We start from the raw sequence: 14,143 nt of genomic DNA on the forward strand, positions 1-14,143 counted from the left end.
AGGCGGGGTGTGGGTGGTCTGGGCTGGGGCGGTGCGGGTGGCGGGGGATAGGCGGTGGGGGGTTAGGGGGTGGTAGGTGGGTTGGGCTTCTGGGGCGGGGGTGATGAGGGTGGTGAAGACGGTGTTGATCCAGGTGAGGACTGGTGGGAGGGTGCGGAAGTTGGTGGTGAGGGTGACGGTTTCGCCGAGGAGGGACTGCGCCGTCAGGTAGGTGGCGATGTTGGCTCGGCGGAAGCGGTAGATGGATTGCTTGGGGTCGCCGACGACGAAGAGGGAGCCGTCGGGGATTTCTATGTCTCGCCAGTCTTCGGCGTCGGCGGAGGCGCCGGCGGCGATGCGGACGGCTAGTTCTATCTGGATGGGGTCGGTGTCTTGGAACTCGTCGAGGAGCAGGCGTTGGTAGCGGTCCTGGAGGGCGGAGCGGACTGCGGGCTCGCGGCGCAGCAGGTTGCGGGAGAGGACGAGGAGGTCGTGGAACTCGAGGCGGCCTTCGGATCGGCGGTGTTCGGCGGACTCGAGGACTCGTTCGGCGATCCAGTGGGAAAGGTGCCTTAGGCAAGAGTCCAGGAGGAGTTCGACCAGGGAGCCGGCGACTACGACGACCTCGGTGCAGTCGGCGCGGTTGCGGGTGATGTCGGGCCAGTTCTCCTTGCGGCCGATCCTGCCGACCTTCAGGGTGCGGAGGTTCTGCAGGATCGCGAGCTGGGTCTCGGCGTCAGTCGCGGCGGCGAGCATCAGGCCCAGGTCGCGGATGCGGTGGATCTTCGGGAGGAGGCGGTCGTCGTCGGCTCGGCAGTCGGTGGCGGCGGCGCCGATCTGGGCGGCTGCGGCGATCAGGCCGGTGAGGTCAGGCATCGCGACCAGCTCGGGTGGGTCGACCAGGACGCGTTCGCCGATCAGGTCCCAGTCGTTGCCGAACAGGCGGGCGAGGGAGCGGAGGTGCTTGAGCTCTACGCCGACTGCCATCGCGAGCAGGAGGGGCTCGGCGATGGTGTCGTCGTCGAGCAGTTGTTGCTGGAGCTCGGACCAGCGTTCCTCGAAGGCGACGGAGGAGCCGACTTCGTCGAGGACGTCGATCAGTGGTGGCAGGCCGGCCTCGATCGGGTGGGCGAGGAGGATCTGCTGGGCGAAGGAGTGCAGGGTGCCGATCGACGCGGAGTCGAGGTCGTCGAGGGCTTCGTCGGCGCGTGGGCGGTCGGGTCCTTTGCGGGACTTCTCGAACTCGACGCGGAGGCGGTCGCGGAGTTCGGCGCCGGCCTTCTCGGTGAAGGTGACCGCTGCGATGGTGCGCAGCGGTACGCCGTCGCGCAGGACCAGGGTCGTGACCCGGTCGATCAGCGCGTGGGTCTTGCCGGAGCCGGCGCCGGCCTCGACGAACAGAGTCGTGTCGGTGGCGGTCCGAATCTGCTCGCGGGCCTCCGCGTCGAGCAGTTCAGTCATCGAACCTCACCTCTGTATGCGCCGGTCTCGGCCGAGGCGAAGAGCGCGAACGGTGGGCGCGAGCTGGATGCGGTGAAGGGCTCAGTCATTGAGGCTCACCTCTTCGAAGGCGGGCAGGGCGCCGGGGTCGATCAGGCGGACCAGGCGTTCCAAGGTTGGGTCGAAGCGTTTGCGGTCGTAGCGGGCTCGGACTTCGCTGTGGCCGATGTCGTCGGGATTGCAGTACGGGCACTGCACCCAGAGGAAGTCCGGGATCTCGGGTGCCTTCGCGGGGAAGTAGCCGGCGGCGATCGACGAGACGATGACGTCGAGGGCGTGCACGTAGCGGTCGGCGACCTCGGGAGTCAGCGGCACCGGGATGCGTCGGCCTCCCTTGCGGACGAACCAGTACGACGCTTCGACGGGCGTCGACTCCTCGCCCAGGCGGGCACGGGCGGCGTACGCGTAGACCGGGAGCTGCAGCTTCGTGCCGGCGGCGACCGGGTCGGACTCGATCGCTTCGTAGCGGGAGAAGCCGCCGGTCTTCACATCGGTGACGTAGATCGTGCCGTCCTTGCCGAGGTCGACCTTGTCGGCCGAACCACGCAGCAGCACCCGTCCGGACGGCACGGGGATCTCCACCGGCGGCTCGCCGTCGAGGCCGAAGCGCAGCTCACTGGCGACGACCGACGCGTCGTGCGCGGCGCGCCAGCGATCGTCGTCCTCGAGCAGGACCAGCAGGTCGCCCAGGATGCGCAGTCGCTCGCGTTGCCACAGGCGCGGATGGCCGGTCAGGCCTTCGGCCTCGAAGCGAGCGGCGAAGTCAGCTCCGATCGTCAGCAGCAGCGATCGCTGCTCGGCGGTCCAGGGCTCGCCGTATCCCGGGAGAGAACCGGCGAGCCGGCTGACAAAGGCGTCCAGGCTGTTGTGGATCAGGTTGCCGATCTGGACCGGCGAGATCACCAGCAGATCCTCGGGGGCCTCCAGCGGCTCGACCTGGAGAAGGCGTTCGACGAAGTACGCGTGCGGGCAGGTCGCGTACGACTCCAGCGAGGTCGGGGACGCGATCCGTTCCTCGAGCGCGTAGTCCGGCAGGCCGTCGACGCCGGACAGGTTGCCGTCGAAGCGGGTGAACTCGTCGGCGGAACGGGCCCGCAGCAACAACCGGGCCCGGTCGACGACGCTGTCCGACAAGGCCAGCCCCGCGGTCGCCGCGCGGACCTGCCAGTCCTGCTCGGTGGCCGGCATCCTTGCCGTGGTCAACGAGCCCGCGTACGACGCGGAGGTCAGCAGGCGGCCGCCGTACGACGTCTGGTCCCACAACGTCGCGGCCAGAGCGTGGTCACCGCTCAAGTCTCGCAATGTGCCGAGCAACCAACGGGTCGGCAAGCGGCGGCTCGAACGGCGGAGGTCGCCGCGGGGGAAGGACGCCACGACCCGCGACGATCCGGCCGAGAACGCGGCGAGAAGATGCCGCTGCTTCTCGTCGAGCCGATCCCGCGCTGACGCCAGCTCGGGGGCGGCTGCCTCACGTACTCGGTGCGGGAGAAGGGCGTCCTCGTGCAGGCGACCTGGATAGAGGTCTTCCGCAAGGCCGACCACAAAGATCACGTCGACCGAGAGGCCGACGGCGGCGGACAGCGGAGCCACCAGTACGCCGGTGCCGAACGTTCCGATCCGAGGCAGGGACTGCTGCAGCTCCAGATCGAGGACGTCGCGCAGCACACTCAGACTGGCCGGTGTGCCGAGCTCGTCGAGTGTCGACAGCCCGCGCAGCGATCCCTCGACGGCGACCGCGGCGTACTGCTCCTCGACGGGCAGAGTCGCGTAGTCGCCGAGCAGGTCGTGGAACAACCGGAGCACGACCTCGGACAGTTGCGACCAGCTCTCCATCACCGCGGCGGCGCCCAGCCTGCGTCGCAGCTCGACGGCAAAGGTGTGCATGCGGAGGGCGTTGGAGGCGTTGTACTGCGCGCGGCGGATCACCGCGGGGCGAGGATCGTCGGCGAGCTGCTCCTGCTCGGCTGTCCGCCGTTCGGCCTCAGCGTACGAACCGAGTCGCACCTCCCAGTCGTCGCCGCGCACGACGCCGGCCACTCGCGACAGGCGCTCCCACTGCGGCACCGGGATCCGCTCGCCGGTGAAGTCGCGGGTCGGGGCGTTGGCCAGGGCGCGGAACAGGTCGGCCCGGGGCAGGTCGCGATCGACCAGCGCGAGGACCTCGAGCAGCGTCCGTGCCAGGGCTCGTTCGTGCACCGGGCGGGTACCCGGACCGTTCGCGGTGATCTTGGCAGCGGCGAGGTGTTCGTGCAGGAGTCGTGCGTACGGCGACGCGGCGGCGTACAGGACGGCGACGCGATGCGCGGGTGTCTTCTCCAGCACCGTCACGAGATCCCTGACGACGCAGCGGATCTCGTCATCGGCGTCCGACGAGTTCAGCACCTCGGTCGCGACCGGGTAGTTCTTCGAGATCGACGGTGGCAGGTCGATCCCGATGCGTTCCAGCGACCGGCGTACGGCACGATCGGCACGGCGTACGTCGGTCAGGCCAACGATGACGGTCAGATCGGCGGCCGCGATCCCGAGCGAGGCGACGAACGATGCCTCGGCCTGGCTCAGCTCCTGTGGCAGGTACAGCACCAGGGAGCCGAGCTCGGCGACGACGGCCGGCTCGGCCTCGGCGCGAGAGGCGGCGGCCCTGAGCAGGTCGGTTTCGTCGTACCAGTCGCTGCCGAGTTCGTCGCAGACCGTGCGGTGCAGACGGATCAGCGAGGGACCGAGCCCGGACGCGGCGGACACCTTCTCCAACGCGGGATCGCTGAGGTCGCGCAGCTCCCGGTGCGCTGCAGCAAGCGCTTGGATGGTGGACGGGTGGTCGGCGACCTCCTCGAACACGCCTGGCGCTTTGGACAGCGCGGTCCGCCAGGTCGCCGCGACGATGGGTCGAGTGGCCGGCCGTCGAGGTGCCAGCAGCCCGGCCGCCAGCTGCTCGGCCAGACGTGGCAACGTCGCCAGGTACAGCGCCGCGATGCCTTTGGAGGCGAGGAATCGGCGCGCCACGACACCGGTCAGGTTGTCCGGCAGCAGCAGCGTGACGGGCTTCATCGGGTCGTCGGCCTTCAGCCGCGCGACGACCTCGGCCAGCCGCTCCAGCGCTGCCGCGCCGTACGCCGACGTCTCGATCCGGGTCCCGCTCACTGTGCCCCCGATCCTGGTGCCTTGTCGTGAAAGACGCTAAACCCTGCCACGGACAATCCTTCCGCGGCCGCGGCGGCGAACCCATGACCTGAACCGGCATTCATCAGGAACTCTTGAGGAACCGGCCCGGAACCACCGCAGGAACTGCGGGAAAACGCCGCTGGGAAAGGCGAAGGCGCGCCGTGTCGCTGCGGGGGCGGCGATCGGCTCCGACAATGAAGTATGACCAAGGAGACCACCGTGGCGCGGGCACTGCTGGTGCTCGTCTTCGCGCCTGCCGGTGGGCTGTTCGGGAAGGCCGTGGCGACGGCCGCGGGCGGTCAGGAGTGGTGGCCCTGGCTGGTCGCGTCGGCGGTTTGGCTGCTCGTGTCGGGTGTGGTTTCGATGGCGGTGTCGAACCGTCTCGACGAGCACAGATAATGCTCCGATGGCCGCCGCGCTGCACCACGTCGAGATCTGGGTCCCGGACCTGTCCCGTGCCGTCGAGAGCTGGGGCTGGATCCTCGGCCGGCTGGGCTGGAAGGACGGCGACAGCTGGCCCGGTGGGCAGATCTGGACCGCCTCCGACGGCAGCTACGTGGTGGTCGAGCAGAGCCCTGCGCTGAGCGCCACCGAGCACGACCGGCTGCGGCCGGGGATGAACCATCTCGCGCTGAACGCGGGAAGCCGGGCCGAGGTCGACGCGATTGTTGCCGAGGCCTCCGACCAGGGGTGGACACTGATGTTCGCCGACCGTCACCCGTACGCCGGAGGGCCGCGGCATTACGCCGCGTTCCTGCACAACGGCGACGGCTACGAGCTCGAGATCGTCGCGCCGCTCTGAGGCGGCGGACGGGGGAGGTCGGCAGGTGAGACTCGTGATGCCTGGAGTGACACCGGGGACTGTTGGTGTGACATGGTTGACCGCGGCAGTGAAGGTCGCGGGGCGAAGGTGGAAGGACGGTGCTCGTGACGGAGGCGCCTGACGGGGGAACGACGCCCGGACCGGTTTCTCCGGAGGTGCTGGAAGCCCGGATCCGCGGTCTGCAACACGCACTGGCGCAACTGCTCGACAATGCCCACCAGCTGACCCGTGGCGAGCATCAGCGCGCCGTACAGCTGCACCGTCAGCTTCAGGAGCAGACAGCGATCGCGCGGCGTGAGTCCAGCGGACTGGTCGAGGCAGCGACCGCGGAGGCGCTGGCGACCGCTGAGCCCAACGCGCGACTGCTGGCCGACCGGCTCGCTCCCGGACTCGCTTCCATCCCTCCGAACGACGCGCGCTGGCGCTCCCGCCAGCTCGTCGGCGCCGGCATCCCGTCGTACGTGCGCGTCGGTGAGCTGGACGCCGGTACGCCGGTGGTCGCGCCGCTGCTGCGGACGAACGGCTGGCGGGTCACCGCTGACCGGCCCGAGTCGGCACGCCAGCTGCTGCAGAGCACGGCGCTGCGGCTGATCGCGGCGGCGGAGCCGTTCCGGTTGCGGATCGACTCGTTCGACCCGCGGCTGACCGGGATGATGGGGCTGCTCGGCCACCTGACCACGAAGTACCCGCAATTGGTGCCTAGGGCAACACACACGGCCGAGCAGCTGCACTCGGTGCTGTCCAGCCTGGTCGACGTGTCGTCGCTACGAGCGAGCAGGCAGGCGCAGCTGGGCCACAAACGGTTCGAGGAGCTGATCCGGGAGACCGGGCGGGTCACCGATCCGTACCGGCTGATCGTGCTGTTCGACTACCCGGCCGGCATCGACACGCTCGCCCAGCGCGACCTGCTGCGGCTCGCCGCGACCGGTGGCGAGCGAGGCATCTGCTTCCTGGTCCACCACGACCCGGCGATGGCGTCGGAGTCCGACGTAGACGCGCGGCAGCTGCTCGACCTGCTGACGCCGGTGTCGGTGACGAACGGCAAGGTCGAGGTGTCCCAGCTCTCGAACGTACCGGCCAAGCTGGACCCGCCGTTCGAGGCGAACGTTGCCACCGGCATCTGTGACGTCGTGGCCGAGCTGGCGGAGATCGCCGTGCTGCCGACGATCGATTTCGAGCGGACGCTGCCGGACCGTCTGACCTGGTGGAACCCGGTCAAGGACGAGCTGAGCACAGTCATCGGGTACGACGACCGCACGCCCGCGCTGATCCGGCTGCGGAGCGGCAACCCGGCGCTGCCGCACGTCCTGGTGGGCGGTGCGGTCGGCCAGGGCAAGTCGAACCTGTTGCTGGTGATGATCCACGGTCTGGCCGCCAGGTACGCGCCGGACGACCTGGAGATGTACCTGCTCGACTTCAAGCACGGTGTGGAGTTCTCGGCGCTCGGACCGGCCGCTGAGCGCGAGCACTGGCTGCCGCACGTCCGGGTGCTCGGCATCCACAGCGACAGGGCGTTCGGGCTCGCCGTACTGCGGCACCTGTCCGACGAACTGGCTCGGCGCAGCGAGATCTTCAAGGCGCACGGCAACGTCGCGGACATCGCCGAGCTGTCTCCCGGGCCGGACCGGCCCCCGCGGATCCTGGCGGTGCTGGACGAGTTCCAGGTGCTGCTGGAGGACGACGACGAGCTGGCCGACGAGGCGGCGCGGTTGCTGGAGCGGCTGGTGCGGCTCGGCCGTGCGTACGGCGTCCACGTCGTACTGGCCACGCAGACGATCGAGGGGGTCAAGCGGCTGTCGACGCGGCGTGACTCGATCTTCGGCCAGGTGCCGTACCGGATCGCGCTGAAGACGACACCAGCCGACTCCCAGGCGATCCTGCGGACGGGCAACACAGCGGCCGCCGAGCTGCAGTTCCGTGGTGAGGCGGTGCTCAACGCGAACTTCGGCTCGCCGGACGACAACCAGCACGTGCTGGTCAGCTTCGCCGACAAGCCGCTGCTGGACGACCTGCGGCACGAGCTGTGGAGACGGTCCGGTACGACGAGGGCGCCGCGGGTCTTCCACCTGGCCGAGCCGGCGCGGCTGACCGACACCGCGGCTGCTGTGAAGGCTGAGCTCGGCCGGCCCTGGATGGGCTTGCCGATCGCGGTGACTGAGGAGCCGGTAGCCATCGAGGTGCAGCCGGAGCCGGGTGCCGGCGTACTGGTGCTGGGTGACGGGCCTACTGATGCGCTGGGCGTGCTGACAGGGCTGGCAGTGTCCACTGCGGCTGCTGCCGCCGTACCGCCGCGGTTCGTGTTCCTGGACGGGACGGATTCGGCCCCGGCAGTTGCTGAGGGCAAGGGCGCGCTGATCCAGGTGCTGCGGTCGCTCGGCTGCGAGGTGGAGACGGTCGACAAGCACGGGGACGTCGCGCCGAAGCTGTTCGCGCTGCGGGACGCGGTCAAGGAGGGACGGGTCGGCGGTACGACGTACCTGCTGGGCTTCGGGTTGCACGCCGTGCCGAAGATGCAGACGCACGCCGAGGGGTTCTTCGAGAGCCCGGCGAACGCGCTGCAGGAGATCGTGCGCGACGGGCCGACGCAGGGGCTGGTCACGTTCGGCTGGTGGAACCGGCTGCACGTCTGCACCGAGCAGCTGGGGTACGGGCGGGCCAACGTGGCGACCCACCTGTTCCTGCGGCACCCGCAGGAGGGGGTGCGCGCGGTGGCCGGTCCGCTGGTGCGCTGGGCTTCGGAGCCGCACCGCAGCCTGCTGTGGGACGGGCTGCACCCGGAGGCGCAGGTCGTCGTACCGTACGCGCCGCTGCGCGTCGACGAGGTCGACCGGTACCTGGAGCTGGTGCGGCGATGAAGACCGAAGAGCAGGAGTGGGCCGAGTACGCCCGGGAGCTGCGCCGGGTCGCTGGAGCCCGTGCGGACGCGCAGCAGGAGCAGGACCGGCGTACGGCGGCCAAGACCCAGGCGGAGGCGTCCGCAATGGCTGAGGCCAACGCGATGGCCGAGCGGGGGCACAAGCTGGAGGTCCGGCTCAACGGCCTGGCCGAGAAGGCCGCGGTGAGCCTGCAGCGGGCCGGACTGCCTCCGGACGGCAAGCGGACGGCTGTGCCGTTGCCGGAGATCAGGGCGATCGCGGACATCGAGGTGGTCGCCGCCCGGATCACCAAGCAGCTCGCGGAGACCGTGGACCAGCTGGAGGCGGTCCGGGCGGAGGCCCTGGCCGAGCAGGAGCGGCGGAAGCGCCGTACGATCAGCGCCGCCCTGACAGTGGCCGCCCTGCTCATCGTGTGGGTGGCGCAGTCGTTCCTTGCCGGCGTCGAAGCGGCCGCGATCGCGGCGGTGACGATGCTGGCCGCGTCCCGGGTGCTGGGCCTGCCCCGGCTGCCCGGAGCGCGCTGGTGGGGCTGGGGTGGTGCCGTGCTGGTCGTCGTACTGATGGCCGCCGGGCTGCCCTGGTGGCTCGCGATCGGCGTACCGGTAGTGGTGTCGGGGACGGCGATCGTGCTGCCGAAGAAGCGCAACTCCTAGGGAAGAGGCAGTAGACGTGTCGGACGTACAGCGGCTCAAGGAACAGCTGCACCAGGTATCTGCGGAGGCCAAGCAGGCAGCTGGTGGGCTGGCCGGGTTCAAGCTGCGGTTCACGCAGCACAGCGCGCAGGTGGAGAGCCTGATCGCCGGTACGGCGACAGGAGTGGACCGGGACATCTCGGAGATCCTGGACGCGGCCGGCAAGGCGGTCGAGCAGGCCGCTGAGGCGCTGGAGATCGCATCGGCCGGCTGCAAGAGCTACGCGGACCAGATCTAGGCCCTGCGCGTGCCGTCTGATCTGCAGCGGGTGGCTCGGGGACTGGTCGAGTGCCTGGACGAGGTGCCGCAGGTGGTACTGCACCTGCAGCGGACGGCCGACCGGTGCCGGGAGAACGCGGCACTCGCGATCGTGGCGTCGCAGGGGCGGGCGACCGTTGCGGCGCAGCAGTTGGATGCGGCTGCTCGGGCTTGTGAGGCTGCTGCGCACTACTTGTCGATGGCGCCGCCCAAGGCGAAGGCCTGGGCTGAGCGGTTGGTGGGTGAGGGGCGGTCTTCGAATCGGCCTGATGCCGGGTCGGCGGATCGGAACAAGGCGACCGGTGGGGTTGCCGAGCGGGATTCGCGGGGGCGGACTCGGCGGTTGGAGGCCCGGTTCAAGCCTGAGGCGGATCCGGAGGCTGTTGAGGCGCCTCTGATTCGCGTGGCGCGGCAGGCTTTTGAGGAGCTGCGGAAGAAGCAGGAGAAGGACGCCGAGGAGCGGGATCAGTCGGAGTTGGACGAGGAGCTCGAGGTCGAGCTCGTGGTTGATCCGAAGGGGGAGCTCCGGGCTGCTGGGAAGGCTGCTGCATCTTCTGATGAGGAGGATGAGGAGCGGGAGGAGCCGGCGTACGAGATCGCTGTGGATCTTGGGGATGCGGCGCGGGAGCTGTTGGAGGCGATGGCGGCTTCGGGGGAGCAGGTGTGGGAGCGCGCCGAGCTGGTGATCGCGGTGGATCGGGTGACAGCTGTTTTCGAGTACGGCGAGGAGCCGGCTGAGGTCGTCGTACCGGTGGTTGATGTGGAGCTGCCTGCGTTCGAGGCGGGGGATGCGCCGGGGGTGGTCGAGGTGCCGGAGCTCGAGGTCGAGGTGGGGGACACGGAGTTCGACCCGGCGTTCGAGCCTCGGGCTTTCGGGGTCGACTTCGCACCGTCAGTACACGACGCGCATGACAAGTTCGACGCAAAGGAGCAGGCGATCGCCGACCGACTGGTGATCGAAGGATGGCGGGTCGATGCGCGGCTTGATAACCACAAAGAGCACGGGCTCAAGAACCCGGACGCGATGGTCCGCCGGGACGGGAGCGACCGGGGGCGGGTCACGGAGTTCAAGCGGCTCGACAGTGCGGCGCCGAACGCGATCAAGCGGAGCATCGAGAGAGCCACCGACCAGGTCAAGGGGGTCGGCGAGGTGGTAATCGACGGGCGGATGGTCGACCTCGGGTACGACGCGGCTCTGCGCGCTTTCCGCCGTGCCTGCGCTCAGGACGGTAGAACTGTTGCTCCAGTCGTCCACGTGATCCTTGGCGACGGACGGTTGGTCACTTACGAGAGGGAGAGCTGATGTCCGACAACGGCAGCTTGTTCATCGGGTCGGACGAGCCGATCGTCGAGGTCGCCGGGTGGTTGCGGGCAGCGCTCGGACTCGAGGAGGTGAGCGAGGCACCGGGCGAGATCGGGTTCCGGGGTCGGGCGGTGAGTGTGGACGACGGTTGGGTGGGCTTTCTCGTGCGGCGGAACGGTTACATCGAGGCAGACCCAGCGCCTGAGGACGTGCAGGCGCTCGACGGGTATCCGGTGGAGATCGATGTTCAGTACTTCGGCAAGGACGAAGAGGTGCTGCGGGCAGAGTCGAAGGCGGCGTTCGAGAAGGTGGTGGCGGCGCGGCCGGATCTGCCGGTGTTGCTGTGCCACAACCTGGCGTTGCTGGTCGCGGCGTACCTGCCGGGGGCCGGGATCAAGTACTTCGATGCGGGTACGACGCCTGACGGGCCTGATCTGGCCGTGTGGGAGCCGTGGGTTGTGAGGTGACGAGTGGCCGCCGGCGACGAGATCTTTCTGGCTTCTGATGCGCCGGTCGAGGTGGTGGCTCGGCGGGTGGCAGAGGCGCTGGGGCTGGAGTACATGGGCGTGATCCCTGGAACCGGGGAGTTGCAGTACAAGGGGCGCGGTCGGACGTTCGATGGGTGGATGGGGGTGTTCATCGAGGCGAACGACTACTACCCCGAGCCTGGGGAAGTGCAGGCGATGGATCTTTACCCGGTCCTGGTGGATGTGCAGAGCCGACAGGTGAAGGAGAAGCAGGCCGAGGAGGCTCGGCTGGCGTTCGAGGTGTTGGTGCGGGAGATGCCTGACGTACCCGCCTTGCTGGCGCACAACATGGAGATTCTGGTGGCTGCCAGCCGGCCGGGGGTGGGTACGCACTATTTCGGGGAGCGGGTGTGGCTCGATCCGCCTGAGGTGGAGCCGTGGGGGCCTTGGGTGGTGCTGGCGGGGGAGTGAGTCGCCGGAAAAGTTTTGGGAAGTCGCGTCATGAAGCTTCTGGGGGGCCGTCACTATCTGTGAACCCATCCCCACAGGGAAGTGGAAGTGATGACGTGATGTGCGAGTTGTCGATGTCGCTGGTGGGTAGGTCATGGGGCGGATCTCGCCTCCTGGTTTTGCGTCGGGTGCACTGATGGGCGGCGATCATGCGGGGCCGCAACGGCGGCGGGTGCGGGTCTGGTTCGGGGACCATGTCGTGGCGGACTACTGCGCCGAGGCGGAGCTGGCGGATCGGTACGCGGCGGCGATGTCGCGGCGGTTCGCGGGGCTCCGGGTGACCACCGAACCGGTGTCGGCGGCTGATCCGGGGACCGGGCGGCCGTTGCCGGGGGAACGGTTGTGGGAGGTCGCGCCGAAATGAGATCACGCCGGTTTCGATTGATGCGGCACGAGGACGTGTCCGGGGTGAGTGGGACCGGGCCCGTCGCGGAGGGGGTCCAGTTCACCGACGGGGCGGTCGCGCTGCGGTGGTACGGGGACTACCCGACGACCACCGTGTGGGACGGGATCGACTCGGTGATCGCGATCCACGGGCACAGCGGGGCGACGGAAGTCGAATGGCTCGACCCTGATCCCGGTCCGGACCCGGCGATCGCGCGGCGGGAAGATCTGCCGCCGCAGCCGTGGCCGGAGTTGCACCAGGCGCCGGAGTCCGAGGACGAAGGGCCGGGGCCGAGTTTGACCAGGTCAGACGACGCGAACGGCTCAGCTGGTACGACGGGCGCTGCGGATCGCTCAGGTGGGTCGACCGCGGTCGGCTCAGCCGGTACGACGGGCGCCGCGGATCGCTCAGATGGGTCGACCGCGCACGGCTCAGGCGGGTCGACGGGCTCTGCAATGGTTCCCGGGCAGCGCGCGACCAGGCCGATCTTCCCGGCGGAGCACGGGTCGTCGGGGCCCGTGTTTCCGAGCGGGCACGCCAAGGAGCCGTTCTCGGAGTTCATGGACAACCAAGCCGGTCCGGCGCGACGTCGTACCGGGTTCACCGATCTGCTCTGACCACAGCACCACATGACCACGACCGGGTCCGGCGCCGCGGACCCGGTCCTTCCCCCGAGCGGGCCGCGCACCGAAACTCCCTCCGGTGCCGGCCCGCTCGTAGCGTCAGGGCTTGTACTCCTCCGTTTCCAGCTGGTCGAAGTTGCGGAAGGTCGGCGGCCCGTCGCACAGGCCGGTCAGGGTGGCCGCGAACTCGCCGGTGTCGTCCCGGCTGGAGTTCTCCATCGCCTCCTCGTACGACGCGAACTCGATGACCGCGCAGTACCGGCCCTCTTCGTCGCGGTCGGCGCACGTCATCGCCCTGGCCGGGCTCGGACCGTCGCCGGTGGCCTGCCGCTTCTGGCGGAAGTCGCTCATCAGCGCGGCGATCTCGTCCTGCCGGGACGTGCGGTACTCGATGAACTGCACGAAGCCAGTCATGTCATCCCCCTTGGAATAGGCCTCTTCTGCTGACAGTGCGCCGCCCCCTGGCGGTCCGCAAGGCTCCGCGCCCCCTGATGACTCACTGCTGGCGGCAGGCAACGATCTGCTGTCAGCAGAGGTACTGGGAATCGGTACGCCGGGCTGCTTGGCTTGGTGCCATGCAGATTCTGGTACTGGGCGGAACAGCCTTTCTGGGGCGCGAGATCTCGGCGCAGGCACTCGCACGGGAGCACGCGGTGACCTGTGTGGCGCGGGGCGAGAGCGGTGGGGTCGTTGAGGGCGCCGCACTCGTCACCGGCGACCGGAGCAAGCCCGGCGCGTACGACGGCGTACCGGTGCAGGACTGGGACGCGGTGTTCGAGGTGTCCTGGCAGCCGGGCTTCGTCAGGGAGGCGCTGGACGCGTTCGGAGCGCGGGCGAAGCACTGGACCTACGTGTCGTCCGGCAACGCGTATGCCGACTTCAGTACGCCGGGTGCCGACGAGTCGGCCGCACTGCGTGAGCCGACCGAGTCGGAGACCGCAGACCGGGACCAGTACGGCGAAGCGAAGGTTGCGTGCGAGCAGCTGTCGTCAGCAGCGGTAGGGGATCGCCTGGTGATCGCACGGGCCGGTCTGATCGGCGGACCGGGCGACCGGAGCGACCGGGCCGGTGCCTGGGTCGCCCGCGCGGCCCGGGCGCCTGAGGAGCCGTTGCTGGTGCCGGACACGCCAGAGCTGCCCACCTCGGTCATCGACGTACGGGACCTCGCCTCCTGGTTGCTGGACTGCGCTGAGCAGGGCGTGACCGGGACGTACGACACTGTCGGGCCGGTACAGCCGTTCGGTGAGTGGATCGAGCTGTCACGCCAGGTCGGTGGACACACCGGTCCGGTGGTCAGTGCGCCGAGGGCGTGGCTGGAGGAGCGGAAGGTCGAGCAGTTCATGGGACCGGACTCGCTCGCCATGTGGCTCACCGAGCCGGGCTACGAGGGCTGGTCGAACCGCAGCGGCCAGGCGGCCATCCAGGCCGGTCTGAAGCACCGGTCGCGGGAGGAGGTCGTCCGGGACACGCTGGCGTGGGAGCGCGAGCTGGGACTGGACCGGGAGCGCAAGGCAGGGCTCAGCCCGGCGCGGGAACAGGAACTGATCGCGCAGCTCGGCTCAGACTGA

The 14,143-nt window shown here is 69.4% G+C and carries 14 protein-coding genes; 11 read left to right on the forward strand and 3 right to left on the reverse strand.

The genetic code is table 11. The features are described from left to right. Both ACYVIO_RS37965 and ACYVIO_RS37970 read right to left on the reverse strand, forming a co-directional pair. Positions 1-1,440, reverse strand: a 1,440-nt coding sequence (locus ACYVIO_RS37965; RefSeq protein ID WP_460655840.1) for a UvrD-helicase domain-containing protein, incomplete at its 3' end; no start/stop codon positions are given. Between the two features lie 81 nt (positions 1,441-1,521). After that, positions 1,522-4,617 carry a PD-(D/E)XK nuclease family protein gene (locus ACYVIO_RS37970; protein ID WP_460655841.1) on the reverse strand — a complete coding sequence of 1,032 codons (3,096 nt, stop codon included), beginning with the start codon at positions 4,615-4,617 and terminating at the stop codon, positions 1,522-1,524. Between the two features lie 222 nt (positions 4,618-4,839). Here ACYVIO_RS37970 and ACYVIO_RS37975 point away from each other — a divergent pair, with 222 nt between their 5' ends. The 10 genes from ACYVIO_RS37975 (at position 4,840) to ACYVIO_RS38020 (ending at position 12,569) form a co-directional block, all read left to right on the forward strand. After that, on the forward strand, positions 4,840-5,037 hold the full coding sequence (locus tag ACYVIO_RS37975; RefSeq protein ID WP_460655842.1) for a hypothetical protein: 198 nt from the start codon (positions 4,840-4,842) through the stop codon (positions 5,035-5,037). 7 nt (positions 5,038-5,044) lie between these two features. Further along, entirely contained in the window at positions 5,045-5,440 is a 396-nt protein-coding gene (locus ACYVIO_RS37980) for a VOC family protein (RefSeq protein WP_460655843.1), read from the forward strand. 125 nt (positions 5,441-5,565) lie between these two features. After that, positions 5,566-8,316, forward strand: coding sequence for an FtsK/SpoIIIE domain-containing protein (locus tag ACYVIO_RS37985; protein ID WP_460655844.1), 2,751 nt, complete (start codon positions 5,566-5,568; stop codon positions 8,314-8,316). Continuing rightward, positions 8,313-8,990, forward strand: a complete 678-nt coding sequence (locus ACYVIO_RS37990; protein ID WP_460655845.1) for a hypothetical protein — start codon at positions 8,313-8,315, stop codon at positions 8,988-8,990. The genes ACYVIO_RS37985 and ACYVIO_RS37990 overlap by 4 nt, the downstream gene beginning before the upstream one ends. A 16-nt stretch (positions 8,991-9,006) precedes the next feature. Further along, positions 9,007-9,267: a hypothetical protein gene (locus ACYVIO_RS37995; protein WP_012922179.1), complete on the forward strand. Its 261-nt coding sequence runs from the start codon at positions 9,007-9,009 to the stop codon at positions 9,265-9,267. A 9-nt stretch (positions 9,268-9,276) separates the two neighbouring features. Next, a complete protein-coding gene (locus ACYVIO_RS38000; RefSeq protein ID WP_460655846.1) occupies positions 9,277-10,590 on the forward strand; it encodes a hypothetical protein in 1,314 nt (437 codons plus the stop codon). Beyond that, a complete protein-coding gene (locus tag ACYVIO_RS38005; protein ID WP_460655847.1) occupies positions 10,590-11,057 on the forward strand; it encodes a hypothetical protein in 468 nt (155 codons plus the stop codon). The genes ACYVIO_RS38000 and ACYVIO_RS38005 overlap by 1 nt, the downstream gene beginning before the upstream one ends. A gap of 3 nt (positions 11,058-11,060) precedes the next feature. Beyond that, positions 11,061-11,528 carry a hypothetical protein gene (locus ACYVIO_RS38010; RefSeq protein WP_460655848.1) on the forward strand — a complete coding sequence of 156 codons (468 nt, stop codon included), beginning with the start codon at positions 11,061-11,063 and terminating at the stop codon, positions 11,526-11,528. Between the two features lie 175 nt (positions 11,529-11,703). Next, positions 11,704-11,931 (forward strand): hypothetical protein, encoded by a 228-nt coding sequence (locus ACYVIO_RS38015; protein WP_460655849.1) that lies wholly within the window; start codon positions 11,704-11,706, stop codon positions 11,929-11,931. A gap of 44 nt (positions 11,932-11,975) precedes the next feature. After that, on the forward strand, positions 11,976-12,569 hold the full coding sequence (locus ACYVIO_RS38020; protein WP_460655850.1) for a hypothetical protein: 594 nt from the start codon (positions 11,976-11,978) through the stop codon (positions 12,567-12,569). 105 nt (positions 12,570-12,674) lie between these two features. Here ACYVIO_RS38020 and ACYVIO_RS38025 read toward each other — a convergent pair whose 3' ends face one another. Next, complete coding sequence (locus ACYVIO_RS38025) at positions 12,675-12,989, reverse strand: hypothetical protein (protein ID WP_460655851.1); 315 nt, start codon at positions 12,987-12,989, stop codon at positions 12,675-12,677. Between the two features lie 161 nt (positions 12,990-13,150). Here ACYVIO_RS38025 and ACYVIO_RS38030 point away from each other — a divergent pair, with 161 nt between their 5' ends. Beyond that, a complete protein-coding gene (locus ACYVIO_RS38030) occupies positions 13,151-14,143 on the forward strand; it encodes a Rossmann-fold NAD(P)-binding domain-containing protein (protein WP_460655852.1) in 993 nt (330 codons plus the stop codon).

It is taken from the genome of Kribbella endophytica (assembly GCF_054781295.1).